The 18,252-nt window shown below is 38.7% G+C and carries 19 protein-coding genes and 1 pseudogene; 9 read left to right on the top strand and 11 right to left on the bottom strand.

Going from position 1 to position 18,252, the window contains the following annotated elements; genetic code table 11:
- The first annotated feature begins 157 nt into the window (after positions 1-157).
- The 5 genes and pseudogenes from hemE (at position 158) to FTU62_RS04285 (ending at position 6,163) form a co-directional block, all read left to right on the top strand.
- Entirely contained in the window at positions 158-1,228 is a 1,071-nt protein-coding gene (gene hemE / locus FTU62_RS04305; protein ID WP_180101926.1) for a uroporphyrinogen decarboxylase, read from the top strand.
- 40 nt (positions 1,229-1,268) lie between these two features.
- Positions 1,269-2,063 (top strand): DUF817 family protein, encoded by a 795-nt coding sequence (locus FTU62_RS04300; RefSeq protein WP_373886323.1) that lies wholly within the window; start codon positions 1,269-1,271, stop codon positions 2,061-2,063.
- A gap of 147 nt (positions 2,064-2,210) precedes the next feature.
- Entirely contained in the window at positions 2,211-2,681 is a 471-nt protein-coding gene (locus FTU62_RS04295) for a DUF3015 family protein (protein WP_078190276.1), read from the top strand.
- 109 nt (positions 2,682-2,790) lie between these two features.
- Positions 2,791-4,665, top strand: coding sequence for a DUF4105 domain-containing protein (locus tag FTU62_RS04290; RefSeq protein ID WP_373686494.1), 1,875 nt, complete (start codon positions 2,791-2,793; stop codon positions 4,663-4,665).
- 106 nt (positions 4,666-4,771) lie between these two features.
- Positions 4,772-6,163: pseudogene (locus FTU62_RS04285) on the top strand (diguanylate cyclase).
- Between the two features lie 8 nt (positions 6,164-6,171).
- Here FTU62_RS04285 and FTU62_RS04280 read toward each other — a convergent pair.
- The 10 genes from FTU62_RS04280 to FTU62_RS04240 form a co-directional block, all read right to left on the bottom strand.
- Positions 6,172-6,723, bottom strand: a complete 552-nt coding sequence (locus tag FTU62_RS04280; RefSeq protein WP_180023378.1) for a DUF4385 domain-containing protein — start codon at positions 6,721-6,723, stop codon at positions 6,172-6,174.
- A gap of 70 nt (positions 6,724-6,793) precedes the next feature.
- Complete coding sequence (locus tag FTU62_RS04275) at positions 6,794-7,243, bottom strand: hypothetical protein (protein WP_180101924.1); 450 nt, start codon at positions 7,241-7,243, stop codon at positions 6,794-6,796.
- A gap of 248 nt (positions 7,244-7,491) precedes the next feature.
- Positions 7,492-7,848 carry a cupin domain-containing protein gene (locus tag FTU62_RS04270; RefSeq protein ID WP_180101923.1) on the bottom strand — a complete coding sequence of 119 codons (357 nt, stop codon included), beginning with the start codon at positions 7,846-7,848 and terminating at the stop codon, positions 7,492-7,494.
- A 118-nt stretch (positions 7,849-7,966) separates the two neighbouring features.
- Positions 7,967-8,515 (bottom strand): GTP cyclohydrolase I FolE, encoded by a 549-nt coding sequence (folE, locus tag FTU62_RS04265; RefSeq protein ID WP_171262632.1) that lies wholly within the window; start codon positions 8,513-8,515, stop codon positions 7,967-7,969.
- A gap of 95 nt (positions 8,516-8,610) precedes the next feature.
- Positions 8,611-9,300, bottom strand: coding sequence for a Smr/MutS family protein (locus tag FTU62_RS04260; RefSeq protein ID WP_078191970.1), 690 nt, complete (start codon positions 9,298-9,300; stop codon positions 8,611-8,613).
- Between the two features lie 111 nt (positions 9,301-9,411).
- On the bottom strand, positions 9,412-9,885 hold the full coding sequence (locus FTU62_RS17360) for a hypothetical protein (RefSeq protein ID WP_257223054.1): 474 nt from the start codon (positions 9,883-9,885) through the stop codon (positions 9,412-9,414).
- Positions 9,886-9,910: 25 nt separating this feature from the next.
- Positions 9,911-10,396, bottom strand: a complete 486-nt coding sequence (locus tag FTU62_RS17355; protein ID WP_257223053.1) for a hypothetical protein — start codon at positions 10,394-10,396, stop codon at positions 9,911-9,913.
- A gap of 106 nt (positions 10,397-10,502) precedes the next feature.
- On the bottom strand, positions 10,503-11,309 hold the full coding sequence (gene trpC, locus FTU62_RS04250) for an indole-3-glycerol phosphate synthase TrpC (protein WP_180101922.1): 807 nt from the start codon (positions 11,307-11,309) through the stop codon (positions 10,503-10,505).
- Between the two features lie 16 nt (positions 11,310-11,325).
- On the bottom strand, positions 11,326-12,372 hold the full coding sequence (gene trpD / locus FTU62_RS04245) for an anthranilate phosphoribosyltransferase (RefSeq protein WP_168379163.1): 1,047 nt from the start codon (positions 12,370-12,372) through the stop codon (positions 11,326-11,328).
- A gap of 18 nt (positions 12,373-12,390) precedes the next feature.
- On the bottom strand, positions 12,391-12,975 hold the full coding sequence (locus FTU62_RS04240; RefSeq protein WP_078190263.1) for an aminodeoxychorismate/anthranilate synthase component II: 585 nt from the start codon (positions 12,973-12,975) through the stop codon (positions 12,391-12,393).
- 878 nt (positions 12,976-13,853) lie between these two features.
- Between FTU62_RS04240 and glnA the strand changes: the two genes are divergently transcribed.
- Positions 13,854-15,269, top strand: coding sequence for a type I glutamate--ammonia ligase (gene glnA, locus FTU62_RS04235; RefSeq protein ID WP_171263711.1), 1,416 nt, complete (start codon positions 13,854-13,856; stop codon positions 15,267-15,269).
- A 95-nt stretch (positions 15,270-15,364) separates the two neighbouring features.
- Positions 15,365-15,643, top strand: coding sequence for a hypothetical protein (locus FTU62_RS04230; protein ID WP_180101921.1), 279 nt, complete (start codon positions 15,365-15,367; stop codon positions 15,641-15,643).
- Positions 15,644-15,727: 84 nt separating this feature from the next.
- Here the strand turns inward: FTU62_RS04230 and FTU62_RS04225 are convergent, their stop codons facing one another.
- Positions 15,728-16,642 (bottom strand): polysaccharide deacetylase family protein, encoded by a 915-nt coding sequence (locus FTU62_RS04225; protein WP_180101920.1) that lies wholly within the window; start codon positions 16,640-16,642, stop codon positions 15,728-15,730.
- Positions 16,643-16,845: 203 nt separating this feature from the next.
- On the opposite strand from FTU62_RS04225, the gene FTU62_RS04220 reads away from it, so the two are divergent.
- Positions 16,846-17,331: a chorismate lyase gene (locus FTU62_RS04220; protein WP_078191900.1), complete on the top strand. Its 486-nt coding sequence runs from the start codon at positions 16,846-16,848 to the stop codon at positions 17,329-17,331.
- A gap of 22 nt (positions 17,332-17,353) precedes the next feature.
- A complete protein-coding gene (ubiA, locus tag FTU62_RS04215; RefSeq protein ID WP_180084131.1) occupies positions 17,354-18,235 on the top strand; it encodes a 4-hydroxybenzoate octaprenyltransferase in 882 nt (293 codons plus the stop codon).
- Positions 18,236-18,252 lie beyond the last annotated feature (17 nt).

The raw sequence follows: 18,252 nt of genomic DNA, 5'->3' as shown, positions 1-18,252 counted from the left end.
TAAGTATTACAGAAAAAAAGTGGAGATGCAGTAGTTGTTTTGTGTAAATATCATTTTTGGCACTCAACATGATCGGTTTTTAAATGCTTGAGAAGTTATTATATTTACAACCTTTTTGATATGATGATGCGAATATCGAATTAAGTTGGGAAAGTGAATGACGACCTTAAAAAATGATCGTTTCTTGCGTGCCTTATTACGTGAACCGGTAGATGCAACTCCGGTTTGGATGATGCGTCAGGCTGGCCGTTATTTACCAGAGTATCGTGAAACACGTGCCAAAGCAGGTGATTTCCTATCCCTTTGTAAAAATACAGAATTTGCTTGTGAAGTTACTTTACAACCTTTGCGTCGTTATGAATTAGACGCTGCCATTTTATTTTCAGACATTTTGACTGTACCTGATGCGTTGGGTTTGGGACTGTATTTTGAAGCAGGTGAAGGTCCGAAGTTTCATAAAACTGTACGTACCGAACAAGATGTACTGAATTTACCTAAGTTTAATGCCAAATCTGACTTAGATTATGTCATGAATGCTGTGACTACGATTCGTTCAGCATTGGGCGGACAAGTTCCTTTGATTGGCTTCTCAGGCAGTCCTTGGACACTGGCAACTTATATGGTGGAAGGCGGTTCAAGCAAAGATTTTCGTTTTACGAAACAAATGATGTATGCACAACCTGAAGTGCTGCATGCCTTATTAGACCGTTTGGCTGTGGCAGTGACTGAATATCTCAATGCGCAGATTGATGCAGGTGCCCAAGCCGTACAAATCTTTGATAGTTGGGGTGGGGCATTAGCACACCGTGAATACATTGAATTTTCACTGAACTACATGCAAAAAATCGTGGCAGGTTTACAGCGTGAAAAAGATGGACGCAAAGTCCCTGTGATTTTGTTTACCAAAGGTGGTGGTCAATGGTTAGAGCCAATGATTGCAACGGGTGCAGATGCCTTTGGTTTGGATTGGACTACGCCATTAAATGTAGCACGTCAAACAGTCGCAGGCCGTGCAGCTTTGCAAGGTAACTTAGACCCAGCAACATTATATGGTTCGCCTGAAGCGATTGCGAAAGCGACACGTGCCATGTTAGATGATGCATATGCCAACGGTGAAAAAACCGGTTATGTGGCGAACTTAGGTCATGGTATTACCCAGTGGGTAGATCCAGCCAATCCAAAAGCCTTTATTGATACGGTACATGAATATAGTGCTAAGTATTTATAAGGCTTCAGGGAAATTGGTTTAGGATTCAACCGTGGTCAAGATAATAAAATCATGTTTTGAGTTCTCTTATAAGGCAGCTTCGGCTGCCTTATTTGGGATATTACTGCTGATCGCTTTTGCATTAACTGCAGCAATGGGAAGTCAGGAATATTTTGGCTTTTTCCGTTATGATTATTTATTGTTTTATGCACTGATCATTCAAGTGTGTTTACTCTACCTTAAACTCGAGTCTTGGGCGGAAGCCAAAGTCATAGCACTGTTTCATATCCTTGCAATGGGGATGGAAATATTTCTGACCCATCCACACATTGCCTCATGGCAATATCCGCAGCCTGCGATTTTCAAATTGCTGACAGTGCCATTATTTGCAGGTTTTATGTATTCGGCGGTGGGGAGTTTCTTTGCACGTTCACTACGTCTATATCAAGTGTCGTTCAGTAACTTACCGCGTTTTTGCAATATGCTGTGCTTAGCCGTTTTGTCATATCTTAATTTTATGACCAAATTTTTTGTGCCAGATATTCGTATGTTTTTGTTTGCTTGGAGTGTGGTGATCTTTTGGAAAACTAAGCTCAGTTTTCAATTACAAAATTATGTGATTCAGTTGCCGATGTTACCAGTACTGTTGATTTTGGCATTTTTGATTTGGATCGCAGAAAATATCAGTACTTTCTATCAAATTTGGTTATATCCAAGTCAGGTCGATGCATGGCATATGGTCGGTTGGGGGAAACTCGGTTCTTGGTATTTGTTGCTATTACTCAGTCTGGTTTTAGTACTCAAAATCCTTGGAAAACGTGATGAAAATGGTACTTGGTTGCTCAAAAAAATGTGAAAAAGAACGTATTATTTTTAGCCAAAAGTTTTAGATGAAAATGTTTTGCCTTATCTGAAAGATCAAGTTAATCTACAGGTGTGTAATCAAAATTACACATGTTTTAATAATTAAAAACAATGGAATAAAATTCCCTGGAGAAGTGCTATGTTAAAAAAATTAGCTTTAGTTGCAGTCGTTGCACTAGGTTCTACAGCTGCTTTTGCTGACCGTGACGTAGGTTGTGGTGTTGGTTCTCAAGTTTGGGCTGGTCAATCAGGTAAAATTCCTAAAATTTTAGCTGCGACTACCAACGGTATTTTTACTAACCAGTTACTTGGTATCACCTTTGGTACTTTAGGTTGTAGCGGTACAGGTACAGTGACTGCTCAAGCAGTAACATTTACCAATGAAAATGCTGAATCACTTGCTCGCGATATGGCGGTTGGTCAAGGTGAGAGCCTGAATGTTTTGGCTGAGCTTTTAAACATCCAATCAACAGATAAAGCACGTTTCTTTGCTGTGTCTAAAGCAAATTTTGCTGAAATCTATTCAGCTGAAAACCAGTCTTCTCTACAAGTACTTGCTTCATTACAAAGCGTAATGGCGAAAGATGAAGTACTTAAAGCATACGTTTAATCGATGCTTTCAAAACCCTGTCTCTCGGCAGGGTTTTTTATTATCTAAAATATCTAAAAATGGATTTGAATATAACTGAATGAAATCAATTGCTTTATTTTGTACCTTTATGATTCCGAGCATCTTATATGCGCAGCAAATTGTAGATCCAAACCTCTCTAAAACCGCTGAGGTACAACGATATATTGAACTTGCACAATCAAAAAAACTGTCTGAACACATCAGTTGGCAGCGACTTTTATATACAGATCATAAAGGACAAAGTGAAGTTGCTTTTTCAGGTTACTTTCTGGCTGAAAATGGCCGTCAAAATGCCCAAGCCGAATTAGAGGCAGATGTCGCTGCACTATTTCAAACCGCCGAACCTAATCAAGCCTTTCGTTGTCGTTTCCCTGCGCGTAGTCAGTGGCTGATGCAAGAGTTATCCATCCGTTCAGAGCAGTTACCTGTGGTGAGCTGCTCTGAGTTTGATGAATGGTTTGGAAAAATTAAGCCGTATAAAGCAACATTAATCTACGCCACAGACTTTATGGGTAATCCAAGTTCTATGTTTGGACATACCTTATTGCGTCTCGATCCGAAAGATCAAAAAGAACTAAATTTGGTGTCCTATGCCATTAACTATGCAGCGACAGTTGCAGGTGAAGATAACTGGTCTTATGCATGGAAAGGCTTAACAGGGCAGTATCCTGGTGAATATTCATTGATGCCGTACTACCGTAAAGTGAAAGAATATGGTGATTTTGAAAGTCGTGATTTGTGGGAATATGAGCTAGCACTGACCGAGCAAGAAACCAGTTATTTGGTTAAACATATTTGGGAAATGCAAAATGTAAGTTTTCCCTATTATTTCGCCAGTGATAACTGTGCATATCGATTATTGGGCTTAATGGATTTGGTTCGCCCGACACTGAATTTAACCCAGAAATTTAAAGTAGCTTCCATTCCTGTTGAAACGATCAAAGCGATCAATGATGAACAACTGATTCAAGCAGCGGTTTATCGTCCTGCATTAGAAACGCAGCTTTTGTCACAAGCGCAGCAACATGGATATCGTTTAGCACGCGAAGCGCATAAGGTCGCTGAAATTGAACCTGATAACATGTCGACAGCACTCGCTCAGTTTAATGAAGTAGAGCAAGCGAAAATATTAGAAATGGCGTATGACCATCTGTATTTATTACTGATTGGAAGAAAGGTGAGTGCGGAAGAAACGCAGCCTAAATTACGTAAAATCTTGGCCTTACGTAGTCAATCTTCGCAACCAAAACAACGGACTGAACCTAAGCAGCCAAGTCTAGACCCAGTCAATGGACATCATGCGCGAAATTTTTCAGCTACATTAGGTGAAGTTCAAGGTGAAAAGTATATCGAACTTGGTCATCGTCAGGCTTATCATGATTTGATCGATCCGCAAGGTGGCTTTCGGATTGGTACGCAGTTGATGTTTTGGGATGGCTCGATCCAATATCGAGACGACCAACTCAAACTCAATCATTTTGATTTTTTATCGGTCAATTCTTACAACCCCATTACGCCATTTAAAACACCGCTAAGCTGGGGTTTCAATTTTGGCTGGCAGCAAGTGTCTGTAGATGCAGGTCAATTTAGCGAAACGAAACAACATGGCGTTGCTGAATTCAAAGCACAATCTGGATATAGCTGGGCCAATCAGGAACGTACACATTTGTGTTATGTGCAGTCTCAAATGCAGGTGCAGGGCGGTAAGTCTCTAGATGATGGATGGCGAGTGGGCCTTGGGCCGACACTGGGTTGCCAAAATATTTGGTCAGAAAAACTCAACAGTTTGGTTCAGGCAGAGCTTCCGTATTGGGAAGATACACATCAATGGAATCTGAAACTCGATGCTGAATTACAATATATCGTCAACCAACAAAATGCTTTAAGACTAGGATACGAATACCAGCAACAAGATGATCAAGATTGGAATAAATTGAAATTGAGTTATGTATTTTTCTATTAATTTTTAAGATAGATAAAATGTGAAATATCAAATAAATTTGTTTTTTTATGTAAGTAAAGCGAGGTATGATTGCTAGCTTTGTAATAGCTGTGGTTTGTGTCACCGAATGAATCAAGAATGTATTACAGGTCTAAGTCAGACTTGGAAAGATATTTGTGATCAATATACTGAAAATGAACATCTTGCAGCTTTGCAATTTATCCAGAAGCATGTTGAGCATTTAGTTACTGTTTTTTATGAACAAATGTCGCGAGAACCAGCGTCAGCTGAATTTTTTAAAGACGATATTATTCAAAAAAGGCTGATCGACACCTTAAGAAAATGGTTATTAGAAACATTTAATGTTGCACTAAATAATGATTTTGAAATTTCGGTTAAAAGGCAGCAAAAAGTTGGAATGGTGCATGCGCGTGTCGGCATTCCGTCATGGTTTATCATGCGTGGTGTACGTGAAATAGAACGTAAAATATTTGAAATTTTAGAGCTAAACCATACGCAAAATATTCTCCATATGTGCAGTTATATTGTACAAATTATCGGATTTAGCACAGAAATTATGTGCAGATCTTATGAGATCAATACGGAAAAAAAGCAAGAAACCAGGCATAATTATCGCTTATTTTCAGCGATGCAAGATGTGGCAGTGCATAAAGATAAACAACGGGGTTCATTGCTCAATTGGGAAAATGAATTGATGTTTAAAATCTTTTCGGGAAATGTCAGTTTTTATCATTCCTTACTTTCAAAATCAGAATTTTGATTGTGGTTTATTCATAAAGCGGCATATGCTTTTTCGGGTTCAGATCAGGTTCAATTAATTATTGATCGAATTTATCAAGTGGATGAGCTAACGCAGCAAACCACACAAATAATGGATAAAGATCAACTACAACATTTGATTCAACAGATTCGAGACTTAAATCGTGAAATTCAGCATTTAGTCGATCAATTATTTCAGGTGGCTGAATATATTGAGTCAGGCAATGATTCTTTGACGCAACTCCTAAACCGTCGTTATCTTAGTACTATTATTTCACGTGAAATTACTTTTGCACGTCAAAATCAAACGCCTTTGTCTTTGCTAGCCTTTGACGCGGATTACTTTAAAATGATCAATGATAAGTTTGGTCATGCGGCAGGTGATCTTGCACTGAAATTTATTGCCGAAGCTTTGCAGCGTTACAGCCAAGGTAGCGATTATGCATTCCGTATTGGTGGCGAAGAGTTCTTGTTACTCTTGGTGGACACCAATGTAAACCGTGCGATGAAAGTTGCAGAAAATATTCGCCAATATATTGAAAATGGAGTGATCCGAACAGTACAAGGTCAGCAATTTAGTTTAACTGTTAGCGTTGGTTGTGTGCAGTATAACGGTCATCCTGACTATCAACGTTTACTAGATGCTGCCGATATAGCACTCTATGCTGCCAAGAATACTGGTCGTAACCGTATTTACGTTGCTAAAACTGATCAGCAAACAAGATCATCTTCATCCTAAATGGATATTCACTTAATTTTGCTTTGTAGAAAATCTAAAAATTTTGCTTTTTGCTCTACATACTTGGGATGAACTTTAGCTTCATCCCATTTTTGTTTAAATACTCGTGCAGCAGCAGCTTTGACGGGATCCTCTTTTTGTCTTGGAAGCTCTTCGCGTCCATGTGCACCACTTAATCCTTTTTTATCATTAGGGACTGGACCCTCATATTTTTTACCACCTTTATGGTTGGCATAGCGACGTGCACGTGTGAAACCCATCTGCAAAAATTTACGTGCCATATCTGCACCGACAAAATCTTCAGCGTCTAAATACTCTTCAAAAAGTTGCCAAATTTTGGTGCTGCTTTCGATGGCTTTTTCTTCATTAGCAAATCGCCAATAAGGCAAAATTTCAGATTTATAAGGCTCTACGAGTAATACACCTTGTTCACCACGTCCAATTCTATAAAGTTCAGGGTGTTCGCGAAAATTTATCTTTTTAAAATCTAAACTGTAATCAAAACTATTGGAATGAACGCGTGATACACGCTTAGGTGTGGGGATGGATTTATTATTCATATTCACTCCATTACAACCTTACTCTATTTCAAGCTTAAGCTAAAAAAGTAGCCCCAGTTGGGGCTACTTTTTATTTTGTCTTTTTGCTGGTAGATTTGGCTTTGGTCGTCTTGGTTCTTTCTCCCTTAGACTTGCTTGCCTTAGCATCCGTTTTCTTTGCTGTTGAAGATTTTTTTGTTGCTTTCTTCTCAGCTTTTGGCTTTTCATCTTTAACTTTAGTGCTTGTTTTTGATGTGCTGGCTTTTTTAGGGGCCTCTTTTTTGTCAGCTTTAGATTTCGGCGAACTTTTAGTTGATGCAGATTTTTTAGCTTTCACTTTTTCATCTTTAGTTGCAGCTTCTTTTTTAGAAGTGCTGTCCTTAGATTTTTTTTCAGTAGTTTTCTTTGCTTCTTTGTTTGAATCTTGACTCGATGCTTTAGCTGATTTTTTTACTTTATCCTCATTTTTTTTTGCAGTTTTTGCCGTAGTTTTCGCTGTCTTTTTCTCATCTTTTTCAGTTGTCTTTTTTGCAGCTACCATAGTGATCACCCTTAGTTAGTAAAAAAAGAAAATAGCAATGAATCTACAGGATTCATCTTGTTTTTAATGTACGGACTAATCTTGAATATGGGGGGTGAAATCGTGTTATTAAATGTTTAATTTATGAACAGAAAAATATTAAGTAATTGATATTAATTTTATGCTGTAGTTTTGAGTTACAAGTATTACAGCATGGTTACAAATAATATTTTTAAAAGATATTTTTTCAAAATAAATATTTTGGGCGATTAAACTTCTACAACCACATAGTATTTTTTGACGGCTTCGACAACTTCAAACTTGCCCTGAAACGATGGGGGAATAATGCCCGCTTGGCCAGCGGAAACCTCGATATATCCGCCTTGTTGATCATGAATACGTACTAATCCTTCAAGGATTGTAAAAAACTCTTGTTTGTTCGGTGCAAAGACAATATTCCATGCGCCAACTTCACATTGCCAAATCCCGCAGTCCATATTGGGGTGTACATACAGGCTTGCAGTTTCACGTTTAGGATTGCCCTGAACTAAACGCTCTGGGCGAGGGAAGTCTATGCTGTGTTTGGCTTGCGCTAAACCCTGACCGGCAATATATACATCTGACATGATTCATCCTGAAAATAGTGCTTTGCTATCAAAGCAAACGATTTTTGACATTAAAACACAAATAAAAAAAGCCTCAAGAGTTTGAGGCTTTTTTTAAGAGCTAACGCTGAATATTCTGTTAATAGCTTTCTGGAACTGCACTTAAGAATTCACGGCGTTCTTCTTTATTGGTTTTAAAGTCACCGACAAAAGAAACGGTACGAGTTGTAGATTCTTGTTTACCAACACCACGCATCATCATACACATGTGAGCTGAATCAATCACCACAGCAACACCACGTGCACCAGTCACTTCAGCCACAGCTTCAGCGATCTGCTGAGTGAGATTTTCCTGAATTTGTAAGCGACGGGCAAACATTTCTGTAATACGTGCGAATTTTGATAAACCTAAAACATTGCCTTCTGGGAGATAAGCAATATGTACGCGACCATAAAAAGGTAATAAATGGTGCTCACACAAAGAATAGAATTCGATATTCTTAACTAAGACCATTTCACGGTTATCTGATGGGAAAACCGCATTGTTGGTCACTTCTTCAAGTGTCTGGCTATAACCAGAAGTAAGATATGAAAAAGCTTTAGCAGCACGCATAGGCGTATCTTTAAGACCCGGGCGATTCAGATCTTCACCAACGGCAGTTAGGATATTTGCGTAGGATTGCTGCATAGACATAAGACGTGTTCACTTACACTGAGAGATTGAACAAGGACGGCATTGTAGCAGAAAACTATTACAATGCCTTCTTTTGGAGTTAAATTCGATTATTGTTTAAACTGTGGGTTTTTTTCTGCACGTTTAAGCAGAACCAGTACAGCACCTGTGCCGCCTTGTTTTTCTGGGGCGCTCACAAATGCCAATACATCACGATGTTGACGTAACCAACTATTTACATAAGTTTTTAAAATTGCTTCTGGACCTTTGCCATGCACAATTTTAATGACGTTTTGATTGTCATCTTTCGCCATTTGAATAATTTGCAGCACGGCAGAACGGGCTTCTTCAACAGTGCAACCGTGTAAGTCGACAGCTTCAAACCAACGTAGATTACCAGCTTTCAAATCTTCAAAAACTTTATGTTGTAAGGTTGCAATGCGATAGCTTAAAGCAGCTTGACTGGCAACAGGGTTGAGCATCGCTTGCGTATCAGAAAGTAATGCATCATCTGTTTCCATAGGACCAATTGCAGCAGCACGTTTAGCCAACGTTTGCGCATCAGGTTTTTTACGACCCACTTTTTCCATTTTTGCAATATTTCCTGCATTCATTTTTTGAACACCTTGCATTTGCTTTTGGAAAAGCGCGAAGTCTTCTTCCTGCTCTTGTTCAACAGTCTTTGGCGTTGGCTCAGGCTGTTTAGCAATCGTTGAGGAATGTGGATTCGTAATTTGCTTTTTAAAAGATTTCAGTAGGTTGTACTGATCTTTTGAAAGCGAAGAATCGTGTTTGCTCATAATGAAAAAACGGGAAATATACAAAAATTTAGTGCAATTATAGCCTTAAATGGCACTGATTTGAACTGGAAAGACTTTATATAAAGAAGATCTCTTAATTCATTACAAGTCCTATTTGGGCTTCAAAGTTGAATTAATTAATTTAATAACTTTTTTATTTTTATATTGTTCTGCAAGAGCTAATGCTGATTGTTCTTCATTAAATTTAGAAATACACACGATTTCGGTTGAAGCGCCTTTTTCAAGTAAATAAGAAATTATCTGATATTGATTTAGGCGAATAGCTTTACCTAATGGGGAGCATCTAGTGAAATAATATGTTTGTGGTTCAACTTCATCTACTACAAGTTCATTTATTTTTCTCAGCTTCATTTTTTTGATGAAAGAAATATCTGTGTGCTCGATAGCCGCCATAATTAAGGTGGTATCATAAAATTCATTGTTTTCACCAAAATTTAAATATTCAAGATACAAATTTTTGGCGTTTTCATAATTATCAATATCATTTTTCTGTGTCAGGTTCTTTATCGCATTTTGGAAAAAATCATTCATATCATCAAAATCATTTATTGCTGCATGGAACATGAATATATTTATTAAATATGGCTCATCAGCTAAATTTTTTTTCAATAAATGAGGGGGTATCTTTATAAAAAATCTGTTCAAAATGATTTAATTTTTCCATGGAAATAGGGTGAGATTTAATATTGATTGGTTTTGATAAAGAATTTTTATGTCCTTTAGACATAGAAAAAGAGGTTGAATTTTCAATATTCTTGTTTTTAGTATTGATTGAGTAATTAATGACTATTGGTAAGCCTTGATAACTAATGATTTCAATTTGATTATTATTGAAATCATAATTTTTGCCCTTTAGCACGTTAGTATTTATATTTGGAAAAATTTGATTTAGGTCAATCTGCGCAGCAATGATGCCTTCGGGCATAGTGGAAATATTAAAGTAGAGGATATGATTTTGGTCAATATGATGCGGTGAGCCAGTATAAAGAGTTATATTTTTTGCCCAACTTATCTGGTGTAGTGAAACCAAGATTAATGAAATGAATAGAAGAGTAGAAGAAATAATCGACTTCATTATTTTTAATTCTCAATTGAATAAAAATTATAAAAAAGATGTGTAATTTTTTTAATATGGATGCAAAGTAGAAAAAGGGTGAGCGAACTCACCCTACATATTTCATTTATATTTTATCAGGCACACCAAACAGCTCCTTAAACGCCTGATCAGGGCGTGGCTGCTTCATAAAACTTTCACCGACCAAGAATGCATGAATGTCATGTTCTTGCATCATCGCGACATCAGCAGGTGTTGCAATACCGCTTTCTGTCACAAGTAGGCGAGAAGGCTCAAGTAACTTCTTCAAACGTAATGATGTATTGAGGTCAACATCAAAAGTTTTTAAATTACGGTTATTGACGCCTAGTAGACAATTGTCAGAAAGACGCATTGCACGCTCAAGTTCTTCTTCGTCATGTACTTCAACCAACACGTCGAGATTGTGCTCAAAAGCAGTTTTCGACATTTCTTCGAGTTGTTGATCAGACAAACAAGCCACGATTAATAAAATACAGTCCGCATGTAAAGCGCGTGCTTCAATCACACCATATGGATCAATTAAAAAATCTTTACGTAGCGCAGGTAAGTCACAGTTCGTACGTGCAATCTGAATGTTTTCATCGGCACCTTGGAAAAAATCCACATCGGTGAGAACAGACAAACATGCCGCACCAGCATCTTGATACTGCTGCGCAATTTCAGCAGGGTTAAAGTTTTCACGAATGATGCCTTTCGATGGTGATGCCTTTTTAATTTCAGCAATCACCCCCGGACGTTTAGAGCCGAGGTTTTGTGCAAAACCTCGAACAGGTGTAGCTGCTTGAGCTAGCTCTTCGACATCTTTATAGCTACGTTGTTTAAGACGGGCTACAAATTCTTCTTTTTTACGGTCAACAATTTTACCCAAAATTGTATTGGCGATATCTACCATGATCTGTGTCCTAATCTTAAGCTTCGTATTCTTTTAAAGTTTTCGTAAATTCAGACAAAATGCCCATTTTTTCTAAGGCTTGACCGCCATAGATAATGTCATGTGCTAATGCAACACCTTGTTTATAGCTTTTGGTTAAGCCTGAAACATAAATGCCTGCGCCTGCATTTAGGGCAATCATATTCGCGGCTTTATCACCGAGTGCAGATTTGTTTTTACCTAAAGCATCTTTGATCAATTTTAGACTTTCCGCAGCACTATCTACAGATAGACCCGTTAAGGTTTGCGACTCGATATCTACAGCTTCAGGCTGAATTTCCCATTCAGTGACTTCGCCATCTTTGAGTTCTGCAACATAAGTACTTGATGCAAGGCTAATTTCATCTAAACCATCTTTAGAATGCACCACCAAGACATGTTCTGCACCAAGCTGTTTTAAAACTTCAGCCATAGGACGACATAATTCTGTTGAGAAAACACCAATCACAAAACGTTTTACGCCGGCCGGATTCGTAAGCGGGCCAAGTAGGTTGAAAATACTACGGAAGCCCAATTCTTTACGTGGACCAGCAGCATATTTCATGGCTTTATGATGATTAGGTGCAAAGAGGAAACCAACGCCCATTTCACGAATACAACGTTCAGTTTGCTGCATGTTAAGGTCAAGGTTAATTCCAGCTTGTTCTAAAAGATCAGAAGAGCCTGATTTTGATGAAACACCACGACCACCATGTTTAGCAATAGTTGCACCTGCTGCTGCAATAACAAAACTAGACGCAGTAGAGACGTTAAATAAGTTTTGACCATCACCACCCGTGCCAACGATATCTACCAAATGTGGTAAATCACTGACATCAATTTTGATCGCAAACTCACGCATTACACGTGCTGCGGCAGTGATTTCATCAATACTTTCACCTTTTTGGCGTAAGCCCATCATGAGTGCGCCAATTTGAGCATCTGTCGCTTCACCTTGCATGATGGTACGCATCACTTCTTCCATTTGAGGTTGAGTGAGTTCAATATTTTTCGTGATGTTATTTAAAGCTTGTTGAATATTCATAATATTTTTTGCACTCGATTAAGCGTAAATTTCTAAGAAGTTTTTAAAGATTTGATGGCCATGTTCACTAAGAATCGATTCAGGGTGAAACTGCACGCCTTCGACAGGCAATGTCTTATGTTTGACTCCCATGATTTCTTCCATCGTGCCATCTTCTTCATTGGTCCAGCAGGTCACTTCTAAACATTCTGGCAAAGTCGCTTGATCAATCACCAAAGAGTGATAACGCGTTGCGGAAAATGGAGAAGGGAGGTTGCTGAAAATGCCTTGATCGCTGTGATACATGTCAGATAAACGACCGTGCATCACTTTTTTAGCGCGAATAATATCGCCGCCAAAAGCTTGTCCTATGGCTTGGTGGCCTAAACACACACCCAGTAAAGGAATTTTTCCCGCAAAGTGTTGAATCGCAGGAATTGAAATGCCTGCTTCACTTGGCGAACAAGGGCCAGGACCAATGACTAAATACTTCGGTTGCCATCGCTCGATATCTTCTAAAGTCACGGCATCGTTACGTACAACTTTTACTTCCTGATTTAACTCGCCAAAATATTGGACGATGTTGTAGGTAAAAGAGTCATAATTGTCGATCATCAAAAGCATGAGCGTATTAACCTTTGAAATTTATGCACTTAAATGTGCTTTGAATAGTCCGAAATGATTCTAAATAGTTGTATATTGACCCAAATATCGTGTGGATATTTTAAATAGAAAAATAGTGAAATATTTAGAATGCAGCCAATCATAGCAAATATTATTCAATTTCTGCTGAACAATTTCGCCAAAGTTCATCGCAACTGAAATCATTTCAATAAATTTTCGACTTATAAATTTGGGATTTAATTTGAACAAGACATTAGGCTGAATTTAAGTGGGTAAAATATGTTCAATTGATATTTTAAAAAGATCTGCTTGATGTCGTTAAAAATAGCAATTCAGGCTCTAGATGGAAAAATATGAACCGTTTTGAAGCAAAATCACCAAAATGGAGCACAATTAATGTTAAGGTAAATTGATTAAAATTAAAACAAAATGGTTAAATTAACGTCAAAAAATGGATACTTTACGGGCTCAAAAAACCTAGATATCGATCATTAATTCAGTTATTACGCCAGTATTTTTCCATTTATAACTAGCTAAGCCATTAGTTTCTATCGTATTTAAATTCGACCTTAAAGCTTTGATAAAATCTCAATGATTTTATCGTTGAAAGCGATTAATCATTTTGGTGCAAAACCAAGTTGCACTATTTTGATACACCTGCGAGAAGTTTTTAAACAAAAGTGATGAAGAGTGGCTGAATATGGTGCATTTACTGTTACACACAGTATAATAGTCGAAAAGCTAGGAGCTAAAATCTTCTATTCTGATAAGGAATTCAATATTTTAGCTTGGCTTTTAAAAGTTGGTACGGTAATTGCTTAATAACTACCAACTACTAACACGCACTTCAGTGTGCACAAAAAAATCATCGGAGCAAAATGAGCATGGCGAACAAGGTCCTTCAACTCATCCAAGAAAGTGGCGCAAAATGGGTCGATTTTCGCTTTACTGATACTAAGGGTAAAGAACAACACGTAACTTACCCAGCAGATTCAATCGACGAAGATACGTTTGAAGATGGCAAAATGTTTGATGGTTCTTCAATTGCTGGTTGGAAAGGCATTGAAGCATCTGACATGATCTTACGTCCAGATGCAGAAACTTGTTTTATCGACCCGTTCTTTGCAGAAGCTACAGTTGTTGTGACTTGTGATGTTATCGAACCTTCAACTGGTCAAGGTTATGAACGTGACCCACGCTCTATTGCTCGCCGTGCGGAAGAATACCTAAAATCAACTGGTATCGGTGATACTGCTTATTTTGGTCCAGAACCAGAATTCTTCGTATTTGACGAAGTAAAATGGGACATCGATATGTCTGGCGCGCGCCACACATTAATCGCTGAAGAAGCTGCTTGGTCTACTGGTAAAGATTACGAAGCGGGTAACTCTGGTCACCGTCCACGTGTGAAAGGTGGTTACTTCCCAGTTCCTCCTGTTGATTCTTCACAAGATATGCGTGCAGATATGTGTGCAAAAATCGAAGACATCATGGGCCCAGGTCGTGTAGAAGTACATCACCACGAAGTTGCATCTTGCCAGCTTGAAATCGGTGTAAGCTTCAACACTATGGTTCGTAAAGCGGACGAAGTTCAACAGTTCAAATATGCGGTTTGGAACGTTGCTCACCAATATGCTAAAACTGCTACTTTTATGCCTAAACCAATGGTTGGCGATAACGGTTCTGGTATGCACGTTCACATGTCGATCTCTAAAGACGGCAAGAACTTGTTTGCTGGTGATGAATACGCTGGTCTTTCAGAAATGGCGTTGTACTTCATTGGTGGTGTGATCAAACACGCTCGTTCATTGAACGCAATCACAAACCCATCAACTAACTCGTACAAACGTTTAGTTCCACATTTCGAAGCACCGATTATGCTTGCTTACTCAGCACGTAACCGTTCAGCTTCTATTCGTATTCCTTATGTTTCTAGCCCTAAAGGCAAACGTATCGAAGCACGTTTCCCTGATCCAATGATGAACCCGTACTTAGGTTTCGCTGCACTTCTTATGGCTGGTCTTGACGGTATCCAAAACAAGATCCACCCAGGTGAAGCTGCTGACAAGAACTTGTACGACCTTCCTCCTGAAGAAGAAGCTAAAATCCCTACAGTGGCTCATAGCTTAGATATGGCGCTTGAAGCTCTTGCAGCTGACCATGATTACCTTCTTAAAGGTGGCGTGTTCACTAAAGAAATGCTTGATGCCTACATCGAACTTAAAACTGAAGAAGTTCGTCGTCTTAACACGACTACTCACCCAGTTGAATTCGACATGTACTACAGCTTGTAATTCTGTACAGAATTTCACTGTAAAAAGACCCGCCTTGTGCGGGTTTTTTATGAGATGGGTTAAGATAAAGCAAAGAGTTGAATGAATATCTAAACATGGCAAAACCACGTAAAAAACATACCGGTTTTTTTCCTTGGATTGATCCAGCGGATCAAGCAAAGGGATTTAAACTCAACTTCTCAGAAGTGACTTATTTGGAAGTGGGGCGGACCGTTGAAGGTTATAAGCAGGCTGAATTTGTCGAACTGAAAAACCCAGAGCTAGCATTGGAGTTTGAATACCCTGAAAGTTTTTATATTACGACCGAAGGGTTGGTTCTGATTAAAACGCCGCAAGGCAAGTTTGAAGCCATTGCCAAGACAGATAACTTTTAATTTAACACGATAATATTGAATTGAAAAAAATGACCTGCAACACAACAGGTCATTTTTATTGAATATCCAGTAATTCACCAACCGTCATTGCAAACCATGCTGTTTTAGATTATCGATTTCATAAGGCGCATCTTCGGCGGGGTAGCGTAAGTTTTCGAATCCTTTTGTTTTGGCAATCGACCAAATCACACTTTCACCCGCAGGGATGTTTTGGCTGTGCTGCGTATATAAGGGGTCATGCAGGGCGTCCGCTGCTGAAATAAAAGTCCAGCCATGCTGCTGAAAAGCAGTAATGACATCCTTTAAAAATGCGGCATTAATAGCATTCACATGTAAAAGTAAAACATGCTGTGGCGAACGATTTATGGTGAGCTGGGCAAGTTGGTCATAATAATCTGCTCGGTGAAGCAGGTGAGCAATATATGCTTGTTTTAGTCGGTCTAATTTGTCCTGATCTTGCAGTTTGGCATAGTCGAGATATTTTCGGTTATAAAACCAGTCACTGGCATCGATACTCACACCGCCAATGCGGTATTGATGCTGCTCTAACCATTGATAGACAGCATCACGTTTTTCAGCGCTATTACCTTCTTTTAAAAATGGATAACGGTAAATACGTGTGTAATTCGGCAGCGTTTTTAACATTGCATCCGCATGTTCAATGCTGTGCAGATAATCGTGTACAGTGACACTTTGTTTATTCAGATTTTGGTGCAGTGCACTATGATTGCCAATCAGATGGCCAGATTGTCCCCACGCTTGAATCAGTTGTTTACCTTGATAATCGCCAATTTTAATCAGGCTCGGAAAAACTATAGTTTTGATTTGCTGATCATTCAGATGCTTTAAAATTTGAGCATTGATTTGTTCCGCTTGTGCGTTAAACGCTGGATTTAATCCATCATCAAAACTGAGTGCAATAGATTTTGCGTGAACCGTGATATTGGCACAAAGTAAAACGAAAAAAATAAAAACATGTAAAGGGTAAAATGGAAACATTATGCTTGTGTAATTTAGTGGTTATCCACGACATCATACTGTGTATGTGAGGTTTGTGTTGATTGCAAGTGTAATGACGTGCTTTAGCTGTTTTGGTTTTGCTCATTTTACTGAAAACAAGCTATTGGTCATGAAAAACGATGTTGAGTTAGTTACACTAGGGATTCGCTATACTCAGCAAATGCTTATAAGGGAAATGAAATATGCAGCGTCAAGCATGCGAAATGCGGGATAAAAGAATGTCTCCTGAATTAAGAACATGGTTGTATGCTTCGGGTTCATTAACTCAACAATTAACAGATTTTGCCCAAGGCGTATTTAAGGTTGAGCCAAGTATTGAGCAATTTCAACGCATGACGCTTCAAGATGCACAGTGGCTGCAAACGCCAATACAGCATACAGCTTGGGTACGTGAAAGTTATTTATATGGCTGTGAAGCTGAGCCGTGGGTCAAGGCAAAAAGTATATTTCCAATCCTTAGCATACAAGGACGTGCGCGGATTTTTCAGCATATTGGTAAAAAACCGATCGGACATTTTTTATTTCAGCGTACCAATCCGAAGTGTGAGCGGCGTGTACTGTGGCTAGACGATGGTTGGACACGTCAGAGCTGTTATACTTGGCATGGTTGTAAATTTATTGTTCAGGAAACTTTTTTAGCGAGTTTTGAACAATATTTGCAGAAATAACATTACCAGATGAAGGACAGTCATGGCCGTGGTGCAACAAATTACTTGGCAGCAGCGTTTAGAAGCTTATTACTATTTATGTCGCTTCGATAAGCCAATTGGCACGGAACTGGTTTTTTGGCCAACCATGTGGGCACTGTGGATTGCCAATCAAGGAACACCGCAATTCAGTATTTTGATTCCCATGATTTTGGGTACCATTTTTATGCGTGCAGCAGGTTGTGCGATTAATGACTTTGCTGACCGTAAAGTCGATGGTGCTGTGGAAAGAACCAAACATCGTCCTTTAGCCACTGGGGTGATTAGTGCTAAAGAAGCCATATATGTGTTCTTGATCTTGGTGCTTGCTAGCGCATGTATGTTGTTCTTTTTACCGATAGAAACTTTTTATTGGTCCTTTGGTGCATTGTTTTTAGCGTTCATTTATCCCTTTATGAAACGCTACACGCATCTGCCACAAGTATTTTTAGGCGCGGCATTTTCATGGTCGATTCCTATGGCCTATACCGCTGTGGGGCAAACACCTGATTTAACGTGTTGGTTATTGTACTTTGGTAATTTGGCGTGGACGGTTGCGTATGATACACAATATGCCATTACTGACCGTGAATATGATTTGAAAATTGGCGTGAAATCGACTGCGATTTTATTTGGTAAATACGATATTGAAATCATTTCTTTATTACAGGCGCTAAGCATTGTACTGATTGGTTCTGCGTTGTATTTAGAAGATCTCTTGATGCCATTTGGTTTAGTTGCAATGTTGGCTGTGGCTGCCGATTTTATTTACCAATGGACTAAAACTAAAGACCGTGATCCGCAGTTATGTTTTTGGGCGTTTCGCCATAACCGTTGGGTAGGGTTTATGATTTTTATTGGAATTTTTATGGCATTGGCTCTTTAATGTCATTGATCTGAAAC

Source organism: Acinetobacter sp. YH12126, from assembly GCF_013418745.1.
Classification (GTDB): Bacteria; Pseudomonadota; Gammaproteobacteria; order Pseudomonadales; family Moraxellaceae; genus Acinetobacter; species Acinetobacter amyesii.
Note: the sequence above shows the minus strand (reverse complement) of the source record. Positions and strands in the feature narration are given on the sequence as shown.

Excerpts from the sequence above, each read along its gene's own strand:
- hemE (WP_180101926.1), top strand. The coding sequence starts at position 158 with ATGACGACCTTAAAAAATGATCGTTTCTTGCGTGCCTTATTACGTGAA.
- FTU62_RS04295 (WP_078190276.1), top strand. The coding sequence starts at position 2,211 with ATGTTAAAAAAATTAGCTTTAGTTGCAGTCGTTGCACTAGGTTCTACA.
- FTU62_RS04290 (WP_373686494.1), top strand. The coding sequence starts at position 2,791 with ATGATTCCGAGCATCTTATATGCGCAGCAAATTGTAGATCCAAACCTC.
- FTU62_RS04280 (WP_180023378.1), bottom strand. The coding sequence starts at position 6,723 with ATGAATAATAAATCCATCCCCACACCTAAGCGTGTATCACGCGTTCAT.
- FTU62_RS04275 (WP_180101924.1), bottom strand. The coding sequence starts at position 7,243 with ATGGTAGCTGCAAAAAAGACAACTGAAAAAGATGAGAAAAAGACAGCG.
- FTU62_RS04270 (WP_180101923.1), bottom strand. The coding sequence starts at position 7,848 with ATGTCAGATGTATATATTGCCGGTCAGGGTTTAGCGCAAGCCAAACAC.
- folE (WP_171262632.1), bottom strand. The coding sequence starts at position 8,515 with ATGCAGCAATCCTACGCAAATATCCTAACTGCCGTTGGTGAAGATCTG.
- FTU62_RS04260 (WP_078191970.1), bottom strand. The coding sequence starts at position 9,300 with ATGAGCAAACACGATTCTTCGCTTTCAAAAGATCAGTACAACCTACTG.
- FTU62_RS17360 (WP_257223054.1), bottom strand. The coding sequence starts at position 9,885 with ATGTTCCATGCAGCAATAAATGATTTTGATGATATGAATGATTTTTTC.
- FTU62_RS17355 (WP_257223053.1), bottom strand. The coding sequence starts at position 10,396 with ATGAAGTCGATTATTTCTTCTACTCTTCTATTCATTTCATTAATCTTG.
- trpC (WP_180101922.1), bottom strand. The coding sequence starts at position 11,309 with ATGGTAGATATCGCCAATACAATTTTGGGTAAAATTGTTGACCGTAAA.
- trpD (WP_168379163.1), bottom strand. The coding sequence starts at position 12,372 with ATGAATATTCAACAAGCTTTAAATAACATCACGAAAAATATTGAACTC.
- FTU62_RS04240 (WP_078190263.1), bottom strand. The coding sequence starts at position 12,975 with ATGCTTTTGATGATCGACAATTATGACTCTTTTACCTACAACATCGTC.
- glnA (WP_171263711.1), top strand. The coding sequence starts at position 13,854 with ATGAGCATGGCGAACAAGGTCCTTCAACTCATCCAAGAAAGTGGCGCA.
- FTU62_RS04230 (WP_180101921.1), top strand. The coding sequence starts at position 15,365 with ATGGCAAAACCACGTAAAAAACATACCGGTTTTTTTCCTTGGATTGAT.
- FTU62_RS04225 (WP_180101920.1), bottom strand. The coding sequence starts at position 16,642 with ATGTTTCCATTTTACCCTTTACATGTTTTTATTTTTTTCGTTTTACTT.
- FTU62_RS04220 (WP_078191900.1), top strand. The coding sequence starts at position 16,846 with ATGCAGCGTCAAGCATGCGAAATGCGGGATAAAAGAATGTCTCCTGAA.
- ubiA (WP_180084131.1), top strand. The coding sequence starts at position 17,354 with ATGGCCGTGGTGCAACAAATTACTTGGCAGCAGCGTTTAGAAGCTTAT.